General features: G+C 37.3%; 7 protein-coding genes. 5 read left to right on the top strand and 2 right to left on the bottom strand.

The genetic code is table 11. The annotated features are described in order from the left end of the window. Positions 1–116: 116 nt before the first annotated feature. Both H4V97_RS06090 and H4V97_RS06085 read right to left on the bottom strand, forming a co-directional pair. Positions 117–11,216, bottom strand: a complete 11,100-nt coding sequence (locus H4V97_RS06090) for a PKD-like domain-containing protein (protein WP_209549187.1) — start codon at positions 11,214–11,216, stop codon at positions 117–119. Positions 11,217–11,612: 396 nt separating this feature from the next. Further along, the gene (locus H4V97_RS06085; RefSeq protein ID WP_196850150.1) at positions 11,613–16,178 is read right to left on the bottom strand and encodes a LamG-like jellyroll fold domain-containing protein; all 4,566 of its coding nucleotides are present in this window, start codon (positions 16,176–16,178) and stop codon (positions 11,613–11,615) included. Between the two features lie 474 nt (positions 16,179–16,652). Here H4V97_RS06085 and H4V97_RS06080 point away from each other — a divergent pair, with 474 nt between their 5' ends. The 5 genes from H4V97_RS06080 to H4V97_RS06060 all read left to right on the top strand — a co-directional run bounded on the left by H4V97_RS06080 (position 16,653) and on the right by H4V97_RS06060 (position 21,229). Further along, positions 16,653–17,744, top strand: coding sequence for an alkene reductase (locus H4V97_RS06080; RefSeq protein WP_196850151.1), 1,092 nt, complete (start codon positions 16,653–16,655; stop codon positions 17,742–17,744). A gap of 56 nt (positions 17,745–17,800) precedes the next feature. Further along, positions 17,801–18,862: a class I fructose-bisphosphate aldolase gene (locus tag H4V97_RS06075; RefSeq protein ID WP_196850152.1), complete on the top strand. Its 1,062-nt coding sequence runs from the start codon at positions 17,801–17,803 to the stop codon at positions 18,860–18,862. Between the two features lie 326 nt (positions 18,863–19,188). Further along, the gene (locus H4V97_RS06070) at positions 19,189–19,695 is read left to right on the top strand and encodes a hypothetical protein (protein ID WP_196850153.1); all 507 of its coding nucleotides are present in this window, start codon (positions 19,189–19,191) and stop codon (positions 19,693–19,695) included. Positions 19,696–19,779: 84 nt separating this feature from the next. Continuing rightward, a complete protein-coding gene (locus H4V97_RS06065) occupies positions 19,780–20,385 on the top strand; it encodes an HD domain-containing protein (protein ID WP_196850154.1) in 606 nt (201 codons plus the stop codon). Beyond that, complete coding sequence (locus H4V97_RS06060) at positions 20,360–21,229, top strand: YitT family protein (protein WP_196850155.1); 870 nt, start codon at positions 20,360–20,362, stop codon at positions 21,227–21,229. The genes H4V97_RS06065 and H4V97_RS06060 overlap by 26 nt, the downstream gene beginning before the upstream one ends. Positions 21,230–21,381: the final 152 nt, after the last annotated feature.

Genomic DNA, 21,381 nt, shown 5'->3' with positions numbered 1-21,381 from the left:
TTGTTTATTTTTATTGAGATTCTTTCATCAAATATAAATAGAATAACTGATATCCATTTTAAAATTATGACTAATATTTCGTCAAAGTGTACGCTTTTATCAATGGACTTAGTTTTTTACTTTATGAGTATTTTTTTGTTGAACACTCCTTTCGTCGTTTTGATTTTTACAATATAAACTCCTGCAGGCATATTTTTAATTGGAATTTGAATGTTATTTTGTTTTTGATCTGCCACATTCCAATTGGTAATCGATTGCCCCAAAATATTGAAAAGATAAACGGTGTTGATTGTTGCGTCTATAAAATTGTTCTTGATGTTTAGAATTTTATTGTTATTTGTGTAGTAAGCCATAATACCTCCCGTCAATGCTTTATCGTCAACTTTAAGTGATTTATTTGTAAATCGTAGAGAGAACCTGTTGCTGTAATCACCAACTGCAAGAGCAATTGTAAAACTATTTTCTCTAATGTTGTGATACGTTCCAGTTAGGTTGTCATATAAATAAATTTCAATATCGGAAGATACATTTTCGAGTGCATCAATTTTCACACTTATCTTTCCTTCAGTAGCAATTATAACTCCTAAAGGAATTATTTGAATATCGTCAAAATTTGGAACCCCTTGAATAACATATTGACTATTGCTAATTTCCCAGAACATGTCATCTCCATCTAAATCAAACATTGGCGCATCATAACCAATATCAAATTGATTGGTACTATTTGGATCTGCTCCAACTAATAGTTGTCTGTGTGCACCTTTTGAAGAGTCAAAGCCTAATCTAATTTTTGCTCTTGTATCTGAATCTTTTGTTTTAGTTGCTGTACTTGTTTTCATAAAAAGTGAGTTTCCGGTACTTTCCTTCATAAATGCACGTTGGCTATTTTTAAAGATTATGGGGCCGCCTTGAACAGTAGTGGGAATTCCATTTCCCGTTGCAATATCTGAATCGATATAGCCGTCAATAAAGAAACCTTGTGCGACCGGTACATATTGTTGAGGTATTTTTGAACCAGTCGATCCATTATTTACTGTAAGCGGATCGTTCGCAATACCTTTAACACCTCCCATTAAGCTGTAAGTTGCATAACCTCCTTGATATTCAGCAAGTAAATGATTATTTGATAAACCGAAATGATCCCAAAAATAGAGTGCCCCGCTAAAAGCATTGCCATCTGTTCTTCTGCAGCCTATACAATCTTTTAAATTGTCTTTTATAAATTCATTGGCATCAAGTGCTGACGGATATGGATTTCCTACTAAATAAGTTTGTTCTATAGTTAATCCTAATGTGATTGTTCCTGAGTTAGGTTTGCCTGCAAAAACATAGTTTTGTAAATCGGTGATGGCGGCAGTTCCACCTGTTCCTTTCATCGTAAATCCTTCTCCGATATTTAAGGTTCCGGTATTAGCTAAATATTTCCATAGATTATAATTATCTAAATTTGAATTTGCACCAGGAGTTAAAGAACTGTATGACCATATCCAGCGGTTGCTTATTTTTATAGGATTTGATAAGATTCCATCTGCATAACTCACACCATCTCCAAAAGCAATAATTTCTTGATTAAAATTTGAGATAGAGATAACATTCGTTATATCTGTACCATCCCTTAAAATACCACCGATAGAATAGTGAGTTGCATCAGCACCAGAACTCACAGGAGAAGACCAATAATTGTAATTAAAACTATTTCTTTGACCTTGTTGATCTCGCAAAAGTACTCCTGAACCGGCGATAGGATTTGCTGTTATTGCTTCTTGAACTAATTGAGCTTCTCCGGTTAAACGCAAATCACCACTTGTCAGCGTGACAAGATTTTTAACGGTTAATTCAAATCCATCAATTACGCTAATTCCTTTAGCCCCGCCAGTGTTATTGGTGGTTAAATTATAAAACGTTTCATTGTTTTTTATACTACTATTTATGTTTTGTATTTGACTAGCAGTCGCGCCATTAAAGGTAACAGTTCCAGTTCCAGGAGTGAAAGTTCCGCTGTTTCTCCAGTCACGACTAATTTGTAATTCAGAATTATTGGTGGAAACCACAGTAACTGAACCATTACTATTTATTATCATGTCTCTGGCACTTGCAATCCCACCGTATAATCCCGCATACGGAGAAGTTTTATCAATGACAGGCAATCTATTACCATTGGCTGCAGTTGGAAGAATGTTAGCGTCTACGGTAAATGATGGTAATCCCTGTTCCCAGTTTTTGCAATCAAACCAGTCAGTGCTCGCAAGTCCTGTCCACCAGCCGGCTCTACCCGTAATAACTTGTACATTTGCCGCGCCGGTTATTCCTCCAGCGAAAGGTGTACAATTTTTATCATTTAAGGCCGTAATTGTGTAGGTAGCATTTGCTTTAACATTAGCGACAGTAAAGTTGTAAGGACTTGTCATTATTCCAGTTACGGTTGTTGCGATTGATCCGTTACTGTATGTTACGGTCCAAGGAGCAACACCTGTCAAAGCAACGCTAAATGTAGCAGTTCCATCATAACAAATAGTTTGGTCAGGAAATATATTTGCTGTTGGACGTTTATTAACAATTACCGTTACTAAAGTTGTTCCTTCATCGCCATAACTGGTGCAGCCATTAAGAAAGGAGGTCACCGCATAAGTAGTTGTTACAGGCGGAGTAACGGTAACATTAGTTGTATTGCTAACGCTAATAATTGCTCCTGTATTTTGGTTTAACCATTGGGAAGTTAACTGCGGATCCGGTGCTTGAGGAATTTTAACGTTGTCGATAGCCCATGTGCTACCAATATTGGAAGCCTGTTTACCTGCATTGTTTACTGTTCCATGGAAGAAAAATTCTATTTTTAAATTTGTATATCCCAGGTAAGGATTTAAATCTAAACTCATTTTATTTGCAAGGGTCGTAAACTGATTTTTAGGAGCAAGATTACCAGTCAAACTGGTTAAGAGCACAGAGAATGTTGCCCCGCCATCTAATGAAAGTCTAACTTCTGCATAGGCTCCAGGGTCATTTAATTTGTAAGCATGATCGAAAGTTAAATTGGCCGATGTCAATCCTACAAGATCAAATGTAGGAGTTCGTAAGAAGGAGTCTCGATTACCGCGAACAATAGCAAATTTACCATCGCCTGAATCATATTCATCGCCAGCATTTCCATTTGTTTCCGAAAAACCGTTATTTACTCCATTGTCGCCATTGGCAGGAAAATTTCCATTATCGACCGTCCAGCCATCTGGATTAGCGGTATTGAAAAGACCTCCAGAGGCTAGATTTTGACTGCTGGAGAAGCCACTGCTAGAGGTTAATTGTGTGGATTCTCCTTCACATATTGTAGAAGGAGTTGCACTTACTGGTGATGGTTTAATATTTGGAATAATAAATAATGTAGAGATTCCAGAGTTTACAATTGTACAAGAGCTATTTTGAATTACTGCCCTAAAGATGGTGGTCGCAGTTATTCCAGTATAAGTATAGGTTAAACTTCCTGCATTACCTTGTGGAGTCCAAGTGCCTCCTGCATTGGTAGAGGTTTCCCATCGCACGACAGTACCTACCTTTCCATTCAAGGTAATGACTCCATTAGAAAAATGGCAATCAGTTAGTCTAATGGTTCCATTGCCCACATTACTAGGGTTAGTAGTTGACGATATAGTAGTTGTACCACCTACAGTAGGCGCATTCACAGTTACATCAACGGTAAAAGCTGCTGCTGTACAAGTGTTTGCAGTAGGAGTAACAGTATAACGAATAATTCCTGCTGTTGTCCCTGTATTAGTTAAAGATTGGGCAATTGTATTTCCCGAACTATTACTAAATCCGGTAATCGTTCCACCATTTGGCGTAGAAATAATAGCTGAAGTCCAGGTATATGTTGTACCGCTAACAGTTGAGTTTAGTGCTACATTAGTTGCTGAACCACTACAAATCGTTTGAGCTGTTGCTGAACCTGTTGGTTTTGGGTTGACGGTAACATCAACTGTAAAGGGTGATCCTGGACAGGAGTTCGCCGTAGGAGTAACTGTATAACGAATACTTCCTGCAGTTGTACCACTATTGGTTAAAGTCTGTGCAATCGAAGCTCCTGATCCGCTACCAAACCCGCTTATTGATCCACCAGTTGGGGTAGTTTGACTTGCAGCGGTCCAAGTAAATGTTGTGCCTCCCGTACTTGGGTTTAATATTACATTAGTTGTTGAACCACTACAAATTGTTTGAGCAGTTGCAGAGCCCATAGGATTAGGATTAACAGTTATGCTTCCAGTCAATGAACTATTAACGCAACTACCGGCCGTTGATATGGTATAATTAAATGTTCCAGCTACCGCGGAAAAACCACTAATTGTGTAAGCGCTAGCAGCAGCATCGTATGACCCACTAAAATTAGCCGGTCCTGGATTCCATGCAATGGTAGGAGTGGAGCCTCCATTACTTATGGTATATTTGATTGGAATAATTGGAGAATTTATACATTTTGTTTGATTATCTGATCCAGTACCTAAGTTCAGGCTGATCGTTGCATCTGCATTAACTGTGATGGTTCCACTTGCAGAAGCGTTACTACAAAGTCCTTGTGTTGTTATCGTATAACTAAAAGTTCCAATTGCAGAAGGAGTACCACTGATTGTAAAAACTCTAGTTCCGGAATTGTATGAACCGGTAACACCAGCTGGTAGTGCACCAGCCGTAATGGAAGCATTAGTTCCACCACCTCCAATAGCGTAACTAATATTGAGTACAGTATTGACACAATTTGTTGGATTGCCTGAACCTGAAGCCGATGATAACACAATGGTTGAATTGGGATTAACGGTAACATCAACGATGAAGGCTGCGCCTGAACAAGAGTTTGCAGTAGGAATAACAGTATATCTAATAATTCCTGCCGTTGTGCCAGTATTGCTTAAAGTTTGCGCAATTGTATTTTGAGTACCATTGCTAAATCCAGATATCGAGCCGCCCGTTGGAGCAGTTTGAATGGCTGCTATCCAAGCATACGTTGTGCCAGTAACAGTCGAGGTTAGCGCTACACTTGTTGTTGAACCACTGCAAATGGTTTGAGCAGTGGCAGAACCTACCGGCGCGGGATCTACTGTTACGTCAACTGTAAAAGCTGTTCCTACACAGGAGTTTGCAGTAGGAGTAATCGTATAGCGGATAGTTCCTGTAGCTGTTCCTGTATTGGTTAAAGATTGGGCAATAATATTTCCCGAACTATCGCTAAATCCAGTAATCGTACCACCCGTTGGAGGAGTTTGAATAGCTGCTGTCCAAGTAAATGTTGTGCCTATAACAGTTGAGTTTAACGCCACATTTGTTGCAGAACCACTACATATAGTTTGTGTCGTGGCAGATCCTATTGGTTTTGGATTGATTGTTAATGTTACTGCTGCAGATTGTATCGACGTGCAAGTATAACCTGAAGGCCCATAAATCACCACATCATAATTGCCAGCTGTTGCCACTGTTGCAGTTGAAACGGTGAAAGTAGGTGCTGTAGCACCTGCTATGTTTACGCCATTTCTTCTCCATTGATAAGTCAAAGGGTCGCCGCCAGCATTTGCTATAACTGAGAAAGTAACATTCGGAGTGTCTTCACATACAGTTTTTGAAATTGGCTGAAAGGTTATGATAATGGATTGATCAACATTCAACGTTACTTGGTTAGAAGTAATAGCTGCGCAAGGTGCGATCCCGCTAACAATTGCATAGTACGGACCGTCATCAGTTAAAGCAGCTTGTGCAAAATTTAAAATATTAGTTGTAGCGCCAGTTATATTAGCCGAATTTGCAACGGCTACTCCGCTACCTACAGTTCCTTTATACCATTGAAAAGTTAATCCGTCTCCGCTAGCTACTATGCCAAAGGTTGCAGGGTTGGAAACACAAACACCTACATTAGATGGCTGAGTATTGATAGTTACTTGTCGGTTTATAATCAGAATCGAATTGTTTGATGTTACCGGAGTACAAGGACTCGTTCCCGTAATTACTACATTATAATTATTGGCAGCATCAGTAGTTTGTAAATTAGATAGGGTTAAAGTAGGTGAGGTTGCACCAGCTATGTTGGCTCCGTTTACCAAATTAGTGCTGCCTTTTCTCCATTGGTATGCTAAGCCTGCACCTGTTGCATTTACGCTTAAAGCGGCTGTACCACCTGAACATAAATTTTGGGTTGCTGCAGGTTGGGTTATAATTGAGACCGCTTGGTTAACGACCACTGTTGCATTATTTGAAGTCAATGGTGTGCATGGTGCAGTTCCCGTAATTATCACGTTGTAATCAGAAGCCGCATCACCGCTAACTATTGGATTTATAGTTAATGTAGCTGTTGTAGCACCTGAAATAGTACCTCCATCAGTTAAATTAGTAGTTCCTTTTCTCCATTGATACGTTAAACCTGTTCCTGTGGCAAGTACATTAAGACTTGCTGCTGTTCCTGAACAAACGATTTGTGTTGTTGTAGGTTGAGTACCAATGGCCACAATTTGATTTACCAAAAGGGCCGAAATATTTGAAGTAACTGCCGAGCAAGGTGCCGCACCACTTACCACCACAGTATAGTTTGCAGCATCAGCGATGGTAACATTTGTAATCGTTAATGTCGATGAGGTTGCACCAGTTATTGTGCCTCCATCTACTAGATTAGATGTGCCTTTTTTCCATTGGTAATTTAAACCTGTTCCGGTTGCGATCACGCTAAAAGTGGCTGTACTACCTGAACATAAAGTTTGTGTTGATGAAGGTTCGTTTGTTATTGCGACTGCTTGGTTTATCACCAATGCTGCATTATTTGAGGTCAAAGGATTACAAGGAGCTGTTCCGGTAATGACTACATTATAATCAGAAGCGGCATCACCGCTAACCGTTGGATTTATCGTTAAAGTAGCCGAATTAGCACCTGTAATGGAACCTCCATTTGATAGGGGAGTAGTTCCTTTTCTCCATTGATACGATATACCTGTTCCTGTCGCTACTACATTAAAACTTGCTGATGTCCCTGAACAAACGGTTTGTGTTGCGGCTGGTTGAGTCCCAATGGCTACTATTTGGTTTACTGAGATGGCCGATACATCTGAAGTAATTGCTGAACAAGGAGCTGCTCCGCTGACAACTACAGTATAGTTTGCCGCATCAGAAGTGGCAATATTTGTCAAAGTTAAAGTTGATGAAGTTGCACCAGAAACTGTACCATTATCTACTAGATTAGTTGCCCCTTTTTTCCATTGGTAAGTTAAACCAGTACCTGTTGCAGTTATGCTAAAGGTGGCCGTACTTCCTGAACATAAAGTTTGCGTTATTGCTGGTTGGGCAGTTATCGCGACAACTTGGTTAACGACCAGTGCTGCATTATTTGAAGTCAAAGGGTTACATGGAGCCGTTCCTGTAATGACTACATTATAATCAGAAGCTGCGTCTGCAGTAACTGTTGGATTGATAGTTAAAGTTGCCGAAGTAGCTCCTGTAATGGTCCCTCCATTTGATAAATTAGTAGTTCCTTTTCTCCATTGATACGTTAAACCAGCTCCTGTTGCTACTACATTCAAACTTGCTGATGTTCCCGAACAAACGGATTGAGTTGTTGCAGGTTGAGTCCCAATGGCAATTATTTGGTTTACCAAAAGGGTCGAAATATTTGAAGTAACTGCCGAGCAGGGAGCAGCGCCACTAACTATTACTGTATAATCTGCCGAATCTGCTGCTGTTATATTTGTTAAAGTTAATGTTGATGAGGTTGCTCCAGATACGTTGCCTATGTTTCCTAAATTTGTTCCTCCTTTTTTCCATTGATAGGTTAAGCCGGAGCCAGTTGCGCTAACACTAAAAGTAGCTGTACTTCCCGAACATAAGGTTTGGGCTGTTACTGGTTGAGAAGTTATGGTGACCTTTTGGTTTACGGTTAGATTAATTGTAGCCGTTCCAGCTACATTGGGGCATCCACCACCGGTAGGCGTATTAGTAGTAATCGTTAAAATGTCACTACCAATTGTTATAGCAGGAGTGTAAGTTGCACTTACTAAAATCGGATTGGTTGTAGAAGTAACAATATTTGAAAAAGTCCCATTTTGAGCAGTCCAAGTTCCGGAGGTTGCATTTCCCGTTAAGGTTCCAACAACCGAAATTGAACCATCTGAACAGACAGATTGTGTAGCTGACGGCACAGTCACTCCATTGAAGCTATTGACATTAACAACTAGATTACTTGAAGGTCCACTATTTCCACAGGGATTATAAGCTGTTACAGTAATATTATTATTTCCTAATGTAGCATTTGTAGCCACACTGACCGTTATTTGAGAAGTTCCTGCGCCCGACGTTATTGAAAACCCTGTTGGTAAATTCCATACATATGTTTCTCCACCTGACATATTAACTGGTATGTTATATACTAATCCAGTGGCTGGAGGACAGATTGCAATGGGGCCAGAAGGTTTATTGTCCTTATTATTTCCATTTCCCACAGTTGGAGCCGCAGTATATACTGTCATAGTAATACTATTACTTGTCGCTGTTGATCCGCAAGTAGCACTTGAAGTCATAAACACAGTTATCACTGAGCCTGCAGCCAGAGAGCTAGTGGTATAAGTTGAACTTGTAGCCCCTGTTATAACGGATCCATTATTTTTCCACTGATATACGGGAGTTGGCCCACCATTTACTGGCGTTGCCGTAAATGTAACGCTTGCTGCAGCGGTTGAACAAATTGATGTGGATGTAGATGTAATAGTCACAGAGGGTACTATAACGGTGTTAACATTGATCGTTCCAGTCGCTGTGGTCTGATTGCAAGTTCCTGTAGTTGTCACCGTGTAAGGAAAGGAGCCACTAACTGTAGGTGTTCCGTTTATTGTGTATGTTCCGCCACTATAATTGCCATTTACTCCGGTTGGTAAGCCTGTTACGGTTGCTCCAGTTCCCCCACCAGTGATAGCATAAGTAATCGTACTGATTGTGGTATTAATACACCGGGTTTGATTGTTTGAGCCTCCTGCTGAGGAAAGAGCGATTGCTGCATTTGGACTTACTGTAATTGTTCCAGTTGCTGTTGCTTGAACACAAGCACCTGCGGTCGTTACCGTATAGGGAAAAGAGCCACTCGCTGTGGGTGTACCATTTATTGTAAATATCCCCCCACTATAATTAGTTGTCAGTCCTGCAGGTAAGCCAGTAACGGTTGCACCAGTTGCTCCACCGCTAACTGCAAATGTGATATTGGTAATCGCGACGTTAATACATTTTGTTTGGTCATTTGAACCTGCTCCAGATGTTAAATTGATTGCTGCATTAGGAGTAACAATAATGGTTCCCGTGGCTGTTTTTTGGGCGCAAGTCCCAGTAGTTGTTATTGTATAAGGAAAAGATCCGCTTGCTGTGGGTGTACCGCTTATTGTAAATGTACCGCTATTAAATACACCTATTATACCTGCCGGTAAGCCCGTTACTCCAGCCCCAGTTCCTCCACCACTTACGGCAAATGTGATGGTAGTTATTGCTGTATTAATGCATCTCGTTTGATTATTCGTGCCTGCGGCGGAAGTTAAAGCGATTGCTGCATCTGGACTGACTGTAAGTGTTCCGCTTGATGTTGCTTGAACACAAGATCCTGTGGTTGTCACTGTATAAGGAAAAGTTCCACTAACTGTAGGAGTTCCGGCAATTGTGAAGGTGCTTGCACTAAAGCTTCCTGATAGTCCGGCAGGGAGTCCTGATACAGTAGCTCCGGTTCCTCCACCACTTATATTATAGCTAATATTTGTTAGTGCAGTATTGGCACATAAGGTCTGATTATTTGTGTTAGCTCCTGAAGTCAAGCTGATGGCTGCATCTGGATTTATCGTAATTGTTCCTGTAGCTGTTGTCTGCGTACAGGTGCCTGTAGTGGTCACAGTATAACCAAAAGATCCAATTGCTGTAGGTAATCCACTTATGTTAAAGTTTCCTCCACTAAAAGTACCATTTACTCCTGCAGGTAGTCCTGTTACAATTGCTCCAGTTCCTCCACCACTTATCGCAAATGAAATAGTACTTAGCGGAACGTTTATACATCTGGTTTGATTATTAGTACCTGCTCCTGATGTCAAACTAATTGTTGCTATAGGATTGACCGTTATTACACCAGTTGCTGTTGTTTGGACGCAGGTACCAGTTGTTGTAACTGTGTATGTAAAAGAGCCACTTGTTGTGGGTGTGCCGCTAATTATAACTACTCCTCCACTAAAACTGCCTGTTAAACCTGCGGGCAGACCAGTCACGACTGCTCCAGTTCCTCCACCGCTAATTGTAAATGTAATAGACGAAAGTAGCGAATTAGCGCATAAGGTTTGACTGTTGCTGCCGACTCCAGACGTTAAACTGATTGCAGCATTTGGATTGACTGTTACTTGAATAGCGTTACTAGTTACCATCGAAGGTGAGGGGCATGTGGCAGAAGAAGTAACGTCCAAAGTAATGTTATCATTATTCGAAAGTGCGTTTGAAGTAAATGAGGCGCTGTTTGCTCCAACTGGGATTCCATTTATACGCCATTGATAGGTGGGGTTTAGCCCTCCATTATTTAAATTGTCAACATTAAATGTGACAGCAGTTCCAATACAAAATGTTGTTTGTGTAGCTGAGATAGTAACCGATGGAACAAGCAAAGTATTTACAGTCATCGTTAATATATTGCTTGTGGCGGTAGGAGGTGAGGGACAATTCGAAGTGGAAGTCATAACCACTTTTACCTGATTTCCATTTGTTAAGGCAGAAGTTATATAAGTTGCGCTATTAGTTCCAACTGGAGTTGCACCAACGTACCATTGATAGGAGGGAGTTGTACCGCCATTAACTGGGGTTGCTGTAAAGGTAACGGAAGTTCCTGCACAAATAGTGCTTCCAGTGTTGGCTGCGATTGAGACTGCTGGAACTAAAATTGGATTAACCGTAACAGTTGAGGTATCAATATAAGGGGAAGGACATCCTACCGCTATGATATTGTAAGTGGTTGTTGAAGATGGAGTGACGATAAAAGTAACATCCGCTCCATTTCCTGTTTTAGTTGCAATAATAGAAGTGCCAATTCTTAATTGATAATCTTGCAAGTTTACACTACCAGTCAAAATTATTGAAGCACTTTGTCCGCTACAAATTAGATCATCCGATACGTTTCTTTCAGCGCAATCTTGCCCAAAACAATAAAGACTACTTAGAAACAATAAAATTATAAGAAAGTATTTTTTTTTCATGACACCTACGATTTAGAATCAAACAATTAATGATCTATAAAATTCACTAAGTTGATACTAAGTCAATTTTATAAATAAAATAATATTTATAGTAGGTGCATTATTTCCATTAAAAAGAATAGAAGCGGATTTAATAATTTTATGGTTTAATTCGTTAAAATTATTTTTCTAATGTAAAATATAGATTTGGGCTTATCTACCTTAAAGTTAGGTGATTAAAATTTAATTTTAGATTTTTAAAATCTATTTTCGATTAAAGTATTTTTTCTATCGATGAAATACTTTTTTTAAGAATAATTAGTTTCTTTTTTCGGACATTTTATTTACGCTAAATATGTATAACAAAAAAACTGCCTTAAGGGCAGTTTTTTACTTGTAAAAGGTTTGTTTTAATACTTATGGGATAATTATTTTCTTGCTAAAACCTCCTTGTGACGTTTGAACTTTGGCAATGTATATACCTGAACTTAAATTTAAAATAGGTAGTTGAATATTTTGCTCATTTTGATTTTCAATTTCCCATGTGGCAATTGACTGCCCATTCATATTATATAAAGTTACTTTTTGAACACTTGTGATTAATGATTTATTACTGATCTCTAAAACATTTTTTTTCTGAAGATGTGTCATTTTTACATCATCCGTTTCTTTGTCTTCCTCTGTGTCTTTTGTGTCTTTTTCTTTTTTAATTTTTTCTTTAAAACATAATGAAAAACGATCATTATTCTCACCACTTAAAATCAAAACTTCATATTGTTTTTTTCGAATGTCGTTATAGGTGTTGTTTTCCGAATCATAAATAAATATTTTTTCATTTTTGTCAAAGTTTTCTAAACCATCAAGCATGAATTTTACTTTTCCGTCAGTATCAGCTTTCACACCAATAGGATAGGAGCTGTTTCTATCAAAGAAGCCTTCTCCTTGAATTACTAATTGATCCTCACCATTCAAAAAATACATGTCGTTAGGAAAGTAATCGAAATTATATCCGTCATAGCCATTATCAATTTCTGAAGTTGCTTTCTCATCCATGAATCCTAATAATACTTGGCGGTGATAATTATTATTGGAATTATAACCCAAACGAATTCTTTTGTAAGTGTCTTTTTGTATTATATCATTATTATTGTTATTCCAAATTTTGTCTTTCGTAGCAGTAGATTTAAACATCATATTAGAGACACCCACTTCATCTTCTTTATGAAATCCTCTTTGGCTATTTTTATAAGTAATAGGGCCTCCTGAACCAATATTTCCATATACAAAAAAGCTTTGTCCAACGGGAATAAATTGATTTGGAATACCTCGAGTACTAGACCCTAAGCCACTTATGAAATCGACCCCTACTGAGGTTGAAGGAACTCCACCTGTTAAATTTCTTTCCGCATAACCACCTTGATAATCTCTTAGAATATGGGTGTCGTTAGTGGTATACTGTTCCCAAAAATATAAAGTACCATCCATAGAACTTAAATTATCATTTATGAATGCATTAGCATCCATGGCCGAAGGATAGGGATTTCCGGTTAAAAGCAACTGATCAGCACTTACACTATTTGAAGCAATTGTTCCATTATTTGGTTTTCCTACGAAAGTATAGTTTTGGGTACCGGATAGCGATCCACTTCCTTTTAACGTAAATCCTTGCCCTACTCGAAGCAAACCTGTTTCCCCAATTTGTGACCAGTTAGCATAAGCATTGGCGGAATTGTCAAATTTATAAATCCAATATCTAGCTAGGCTAATAGGGGAGCTCGCGGAACCATCATAACCACCAATCCAATTTATAGTTTGTGGGGTTGTAGTACTTCCGTCTTTCATAACACTTGTAACCGTATAATCAATATTGTTGGCACTTGTGTTTATCGGACTCACTGGAGAACTCCAATAATTATAGTTGTATTTGTTTGATTGTCCTTGTTGGTCTCTCTCTATTGATCCAGCACTTAAAACATCTAGAATACTGCCGTCGGTTTGTACTAATTGTGATTTTCCGACTAAATCTATTTTACCATTTAATTTTAAATAGTGTGATATTTCTATCTTATTATCATTATTTGCTCCTAGGGTGTTACTCCCAACTATTAATCCTAATACAGTTTTGTTGCCAATAGTGGTAATATTATTATCAGTTTTAACAATATTCCAATCAACAAAAGTGGAGTTATCAACGCCCTTTGTATTCGGAATACTCCATACATTGCCATATGTCCATGTACTAGTGTTTTCCCATGCATTATTTGTTGAAGAAGTGTAAGGTAGCGGAGCTGTTTCAGGCTGTGCTGTACCAATACCAATTAATCTACCGTTGCGTGTGTTGGCTGTTTTGTCTATTAAATATCCCCCGATAAGGTCACTTTGTTGAATCATTTGATAATATCCAGCTAGATTTCCCCAAGTTAATCCTGAAACGGTTAGTGGTACAGTTGATCCAAAAACATTGGTGCTATTATTTTCAATTTTTTGATTCATCATCTGATGCGTTTGCGCTTCTGTCAAAGCCACATTCCAAACTCGAAGTTCTTGCATCCAGCCAGTAAAATAATTAGTTGGAAGATAGGGATAAGTGGTACCTTGAATCATTGCGCCCAAAATACATTTTGAACTTGAATTTGCAGTTGGATTAGATCCAGTTACAGCAGCATGAACAATCACGCCATCAATATAAAGTTTATAAGATGTTCCGTCAAATGTAACGGCTACATGATACCATCTTCCTGTAGTGACAGGAAAAGTAGACGGTATAGAATTACCATTGTTCCAATTAAATGAAATCGTGTTATTAACCAACCTTAAATCATAACCGTCCATTAAAGTGATCGAATTTCTCTTAGAAAAAATAGTTTGAATATTTCCATTTGTAGCTCCTGGTTTAATCCATGTTTCGATACTAAATGCTCCACTGTTTAAATTAAAATTGTTACTGAAATTAACGTTATCATCTATTCCATCAAAATCCAATTTATTGCAAAGACCAATGCTAATCTGCACATCGTCAGTAACCTCAGGGCATCCTCCACTACTTGAGATTGTCCATCGGAGCGTATAAACTCCAGTATTTGGACTGTAAAATTCCGATGCGGGGCTTGTTGAGTTGGAGAAAATTTCTCCACCACCAGAAGGGCCGCTAACAATTGACCAGCTTCCGCTTGTTCCACTTGTAGCAGCTAATTTTACTGATTCCAATCCACAAGAAGGAGTTAAATCCGCACCTGCAAGTGTTGACGTGCAAGAGCTTGTATTTATCGCTACTTTTATTGATCCGTCAATTGGTAAATGGCAAGAGGAGTTATCATATCCTTGGAAAAAATATTTTGTAAATGAAGAACCGGATATTGCACCTGTCCCAATTATTGTTCCTTTTTCTAAAGAAACCAACGGATTGCAACCAGCATTTATTAAAACACTGCAGTCATTTGTAACATTGAGGGTAAAGCTTAAATCGGCATAGACATATTCTGGATGACCAGATGTGATAGGTAATGTACCTAAATTCCAAATAATTTTGTTTGTTGCTGAATCATAATAGGGAGCTGTACCTGGGCTAAAACCGTGAAAGGTGTGGTAAGTAATAGTTCCTCCTGTATTGAAAATTGCGGTTGTTGGAATGGGAATTGTGATTATGGTATTATTCGTGGCTTCGGTTCCTTCATTTGTAATATTGAGAGAATAGTTAATGGTTTGGCCAGGTAATGCATTTAAAATAGGAGGGTTTGTAACATTGTTAATCGAATTTACACTTATTAGCCCTTTTGGCTCGGGGATATAGGCATCTACTGACATTGCAAATCCAAATATGGTAAATACGTCAGAAGAGGATCCGAATCTAAAAGTAGTGGCGGTTTGGTTATTAGCAATCACTGAATTTAGAGAGTTTGGGATTGTAAACATACTAAAGTCAACTCCTGTATTGTTTTGTAAAATTGGATTGCTTTTTCCTACAACCGGTACTGGGAATATAGACGAATTGAAGAAGTTGTTAGTTGAATTTCCTGAGTGATTTAACGTTAAGTAATTAGTATTATTATATGTTTTGTTGGGATCAGCGGTAAGTTTTTGTACGGCTAGATAATCACCGGTTAATGCAATATCTCCTTCAGCAGCCATAACACCCAATTTCATATTTACCGGTCCGGACCCTACTGTGGTAAATCCCGAAACAGGAATGTTTCCATATTCACCCCCACCTGAAAGTTGTCCGTTTACAAAGGCGTATCCGTCAAAAACAGTTACAGCTCGGCTCTTCATTAACGGATTTTCATAAATAACAACCATTACCCAACCTCCTGATAATCCTGGATTAGCATTCGTTCCTTCTGTTAACGCGATGTCGGCAACAGTATAAGCTCCAGGACCATATGTTTTTACATAGTCAGTTATTTCTTGGTAACCGATAAAAATTCCGCTTTGAGAAGCTCCAGGAAATCGGATATCCGAATTAACTCCATTAGGCTTTGCCGTTATAGTTGTATAAGCGGCAGCGCCTGGTCCCTTTATAGAAATTACTTTTTTGTCATAATTTTTCGTGACGGAGTTTTTTGTCACTGAAAACGTCTCATTTGCATCATCTGATTTTCCAGTCCAATATAATCCTGCATAAAGGATGGTTGAACAAGATTGGTTAGCGCTATTTTCTCCTGAATTAGATATTTCAAGAGTAGCCATAGAAGAATTTAAAGTAGAAGAATTACCATCAATATCAACATATTTCATTGACTTGCCTTCGTTATCAGTATTCGTTCCGTAAGTAACAAGAGTTAAGTTGGTGTTGCCTACCATGGTAAAATCACCCTTGACATTATAAATAGTTTTGGCAGGTGTGGCAGCAGAAGTTCTTTGGGAAAAATTAACTTGAGGAGATGTTAGGGTTTGTGCATTAATTACAACATTGGGTACAAGCAACATCAAAATTAATGTGAATAATATAATTAATTTTCGATTTCTTAAAGTAATTTTCTTCATGATTTTCTTCTGTTTAATGTTGTGTTTTCTTTAATATCAAAAAATAAAATATTCTTTTAACAGGTTTAAATTTAAATGTTTTGTTTTTTTTAATAGATTAAAAACGTAAAAAATCGATGAAATGCATAAAAAATAAAATTATGTAAGTTTAATAATATATAATGATAATTATTTTGTGAATACTTTAACGTGGGTGTTTTTTAATTTAATTACATATACTTTGTGGTAAACAAGGTCAATTTTTAGTAACGTAAGCAAATAATAAAAAAATATAATTTGGGATGTTCAAAACGAAATTTGCTATAAAAAATAGATAAGAAGGTAAGATTTAGAAATTGTTTTTAAAATTTCCTTTTTTGATTATTGATTTCAAATTGATAATTCAATCAACGAATTCTACTAATAAACAAAACGATATTGCATTTTTAAAAATATTTTTAAATATCTTTATACTAAATATTTAAGATAAAAAACATGAAAACATACGAATTATTTTCGCCAAAAACATTGGGTTCCGTCAGTTTGAAAAACAGAATTGTAATGGCACCTATGACGCGATGCAGAGCAATTGACAATATTCCTAACGAACTGATGGCAGAATATTATACACAACGTTCAAATGCAGGATTGATAATAACGGAAGGAACATCTCCATCACCCAACGGTCTTGGATATGCAAGGATTCCGGGTGTTTTTAGTGAGAAACAGGTGGAAGGTTGGAAAAAAACGACAAAGAGTGTCCATAAAAACGGCGGAAAAATAATTGTTCAACTCATGCATTCTGGACGAATCAGTCATCCGCTTAATATGCATAAAGATACCCAGATACTTGCTCCCTCTGCAGTAAAAGCAGCTGGACAAATGTGGACCGACTTAAAAGGATTACAGGACTTTGTCACTCCAAAGGAAATGACAGTTCAAGAGATTCTCCATGCCAGAACTGAATATGTTGCCGCTGCCGAAAATGGGCTATTTGCTGGCTTTGACGGCGTAGAATTACATGGAGCGAATGGCTATCTTTTAGAAGAATTCCTGTCGCCTATCAGTAATATTCGTCAAGACAATTACGGTGGAAGTATCGAAAACAGGTGTCGTTTTGTACTTGAAGTGGTTGCTGCCGTTGCAAATGCCATTGGAAAAGAAAAAACAGGCATTCGTTTATCTCCCTATGGAGCGGCTAGTGATATGCCGCATTATCCTGAAATTGATGCTACTTATGATTATTTGTCTAAAGAGTTAAACAAATTAGATATTGCCTATATTCATCTTGTAGATCACTCCGCTATGGGTGCTCCAGCTGTTCCTTTGGAAATAAAAAAATTGATTCGAAACAATTTTAAAAACACAATTATCCATTGTGGCGGCTACGATAAAGAAAGTGCGGAAACGGTTATTGAAAGTGGGCTTGCAGACCTGGTAGCTTTTGGGCGACCATTTATTAATAATCCAGATCTTGTTGAAAGATTTAAAAACAATTGGCCTTTATCGCAGGATCTCAACATGGATTTATTTTACACAGCCGATGAAAAAGGATATACTGATTATCCATTTTATAAAATTGATTAAATAGCACGTTTACTTTTTTAAAAAATAGATATAGAAACCTTCAGATAAAAGTTGAAATGAAAGACATCACCCAATTGTTAAATTTATTAGGTAAGGACAAAGAGTTCTTATTGAATCATGTGTGTAAAACAGTTTTAAAAGACCAGATTCATTTGCCTAATCCGGCACACGTAGATGCTAATTTTTTGCAGAGTAATCGCAATGGGCAAACAATCCGAAGTTTAGCGCAACTGTATCAACACGGAAGGCTTTCAAATACAGGTTATCTTTCAATTTTGCCCGTAGATCAAGGTGTGGAACATACTGCCGGAAGTTCTTTTTCTCCAAACCCCATTTATTTTGATCCGGAAAACATTGTAAAATTAGCCATTGAAGCGGGCTGCAATGCCGTGGCTTCTACCATGGGAGGACTAGCAATGTTGTCTAGAAAATATGCGCACAAAATTCCATTTGTGGTCAAATTAAATCACAACGAATTAATGACTTACCCCAATAAATATGATCAAATTATGTTTGGTAGCGTTAAAGATGCTTGGAATATGGGGGCAATTGCTGTGGGGGCGACCGTTTATTTTGGCTCTGCCGAATCCGACAGACAAATCATCGAAATTGCAAAAGCTTTTGAAGAGGCACATAATTTAGGAATGGTGACAATTCTTTGGTGCTACACCAGAAATGACGGCTTTACCAAAGATGGAATCGATTACAGTACGGCTGCTGATATTACCGGACAAGCCAATTATTTAGGCGTTTCCATTCAAGCAGATATTATCAAACAAAAAATGCCAACAAATAATGGTGGATTTACGGCAGTAAAATTTGCCAAAACAAATCCTGCGATGTATACTCAATTAGCTAGCGATCATCCTATAGATTTATGCCGATATCAAGTACTGAACTGTTATTCTGGGCGTATTAGCCTAATTAACTCAGGAGGAGAGTCAAAAGGAGAAAGCGATTTGGCGGAAGCCATAAAAACAGCGGTAATAAACAAACGTGCTGGTGGAGCAGGTATGATTATGGGACGAAAAGCGTTCCAACGACCTTTTAGTGAAGGGGTGGAACTGATAAATGCGGTACAGGAAATATACTTGGCCAAAGAAATTTCTATTGCCTAGTTTTTATATAGACTCGAAAATTGGATTAATATTAAAAGAAGGCTTTGAGTTAAATTCTCAAAGCTTTTTTTTGTTGCAGTAAGAACAACATCTGAATTATGAACCTTTAGTACTTCGGAATAAATATAGTTTTTGAATTCATTTAAAAATTAAATTTAGATGCCAAAATTCATAAAAAAAATTCAATTTTAGAAAAGTATTGACATAGATTTTTATTTACATTTATTTGTAAGATTCTTACAATTAAAGTGTTACATTTGAAACATAGTGCTTGATAATCATCATGCAAAAAAATATTATAAACCGTTTACGAAATTCAACTAAAGATGAGAAGAGGTTTACTAGTTGCGATTTTATTATTCTTTGCCATACAATTTCAGTTAAAAGCACAGGAAATAACAGTTATTCTGCATCCATTGGTTGGAGCGACTATTGATAAAATAGAAATGGATAAATACCAGATTTTTACTGACTATAGGAATCCCGATATAGAATATTTCATTGTGAATACACATAATGAAATAATCAATTTAATTGGTATGAAGGAACAACAAGTCATTTTTAGAATAGAAATTGGTACTGCCTATTTTTCAGTTCAAAGAGAAAACATTGAAAAATTGAACAAATATTATACCTCATTACCTAAGAATGATTCAACTTCATTAATCATTAATAGAAAATTTCATATAAATAATGAAGCTTTAAATGTGAATCAAAAAATTGTTACTCCTGAATTAATTAAAAGTATTAAGGAGAGCAAAAGGCAAAAGCAATCGCAAGAGCAAACGAAGGAAAACGAAATAAATAGGTCAAAAGGATTCAGAAATAAATAAAAGTATGGCCTGCTCATTATAAAATAATTGCATATCACAATTATTTAAATCTTTTGTAATATATTAGCTATAGATATAAAAATCATGCAGCATCTACCTGAATGTCAACTTATAATGGCCAAATTAAAAAAAGATTTGCCACCGCATATTCACTATCATACCATTGAACATACTATGGATGTATATGACCGTGCCCAATTTATTGCAAAAGAGGAAGGTGTTTCTCACTCGGATATAAAATTACTCCTTATCGCTGCTATTTACCATGATGCCGGATATCTAAAACAAAACGAAGATCATGAGCTGATTTCATGTCAAATGGTGAGAGAATATTTACCACAATTTAGTTACAGTGTTGATGACATTGAGAGAATCTGTACTCTTATTATGGCAACAAAAATTCCACATAAGCCTAAGACACATTTGGAAGAAATAATTTGTGATGCCGATTTGGATTATCTGGGCAGAGATGATTTTTTTACAATAGGAGAAAAGCTTTATCTTGAATTTTTAGAATTAGGGAAAATATTTACTCGGAACGAATGGAATACGATTCAGGTTAATTTCCTTCAGCAGCATCATTTTTTTACATCAACATCCATTAGTTTAAGACAAACTATAAAAGATAAAAATCTGAATATTTTAATTCAAAAAACTAGTATTGATGAAAAAAATAGTTTCCCACAATGATATCTCTGATATGCTATATACGGTTACCGGTATTCTTTTTTGTGGTTTTGCACTAAAAGGTTTTTTGGTACCAAATCAGTTCTTCGATGGAGGAATAACTGGTATATCATTGTTACTTCACGAATTATACCATTGGAATATTGGGTATATTATTGTACTTGCTAATATTCCGCTTATCATTTTGGGGGCTTTTCAGATCAACAAAAAGTTTGCTATTCGAACATTTGCGGCAGTTATTGGCTTGGCACTTTGTTTGCACTTTCTTCCCTATCCTCAAGTTACCTCAGATAAATTGCTTGTATCTATTTTTGGAGGTATATTTATGGGCCTTGGCGTGGGTTTGGCAATGAGAGGGGGATGTGCTTTGGATGGAATCGAAGTTTTGGCTTTATACACGGTAAAACGAATCAGTTTTACCATAAGCGAGATTATACTTGGAATAAACATTATTATTTTCTTAGTCGCTGCCATAAAACTCGGACTTCCTGTAGCGCTCTATTCTATATTGACCTATTACACAGCCTCTCGTACCATAAATTTTGTTGTTGAGGGAATTGAAGAGTATACAGGGGTTACTATAATTTCAGGAAATAGTGAAATAATAAAGGAAAAATTGGTGATGGGTCTAGGGCGAGGAATAACTATTTACAAAGGAGAACGAGGATTTTTAAAAGAAAATTTTAGCCAAAGCCATCCCGTTGACATTGTATTTACCGTTGTCACCAGAATGGAATTAAGGCGATTAAAAAACATGGTTCATGGCATTGATCCCAAAGCTTTTATATTTACCAGCATCATAAAAGAAGCAGCGGGAGGTATACTGAAACGCAGGGCAAGGCATTAGGGTGTTTATCTTAACTCTAATTCCTTATTCTTGAACAGTGATGTTATAACTATTTCAAATGAAAAAACCCTTAAACAATTGTTGTTTAAGGGTTTGTAAGTAGCAGAACGGGATTTGCACCCGTGACCTCAGGGTTATAAATCCCAGATTTG

The organism is Flavobacterium sp. CG_23.5, assembly GCF_017875765.1.
GTDB lineage: Bacteria > Bacteroidota > Bacteroidia > Flavobacteriales > Flavobacteriaceae > Flavobacterium.
Note: the sequence above shows the minus strand (reverse complement) of the source record. Positions and strands in the feature narration are given on the sequence as shown.

Bases quoted from the DNA above. Each gene is read 5' to 3' on its own strand.
- H4V97_RS06070 (WP_196850153.1), top strand. From the start codon at position 19,189: ATGAGAAGAGGTTTACTAGTTGCGATTTTATTATTCTTTGCCATACAA.
- H4V97_RS06085 (WP_196850150.1), bottom strand. From the start codon at position 16,178: ATGAAGAAAATTACTTTAAGAAATCGAAAATTAATTATATTATTCACA.
- H4V97_RS06060 (WP_196850155.1), top strand. From the start codon at position 20,360: ATGAAAAAAATAGTTTCCCACAATGATATCTCTGATATGCTATATACG.
- H4V97_RS06065 (WP_196850154.1), top strand. From the start codon at position 19,780: ATGCAGCATCTACCTGAATGTCAACTTATAATGGCCAAATTAAAAAAA.
- H4V97_RS06080 (WP_196850151.1), top strand. From the start codon at position 16,653: ATGAAAACATACGAATTATTTTCGCCAAAAACATTGGGTTCCGTCAGT.
- H4V97_RS06090 (WP_209549187.1), bottom strand. From the start codon at position 11,216: ATGAAAAAAAAATACTTTCTTATAATTTTATTGTTTCTAAGTAGTCTT.
- H4V97_RS06075 (WP_196850152.1), top strand. From the start codon at position 17,801: ATGAAAGACATCACCCAATTGTTAAATTTATTAGGTAAGGACAAAGAG.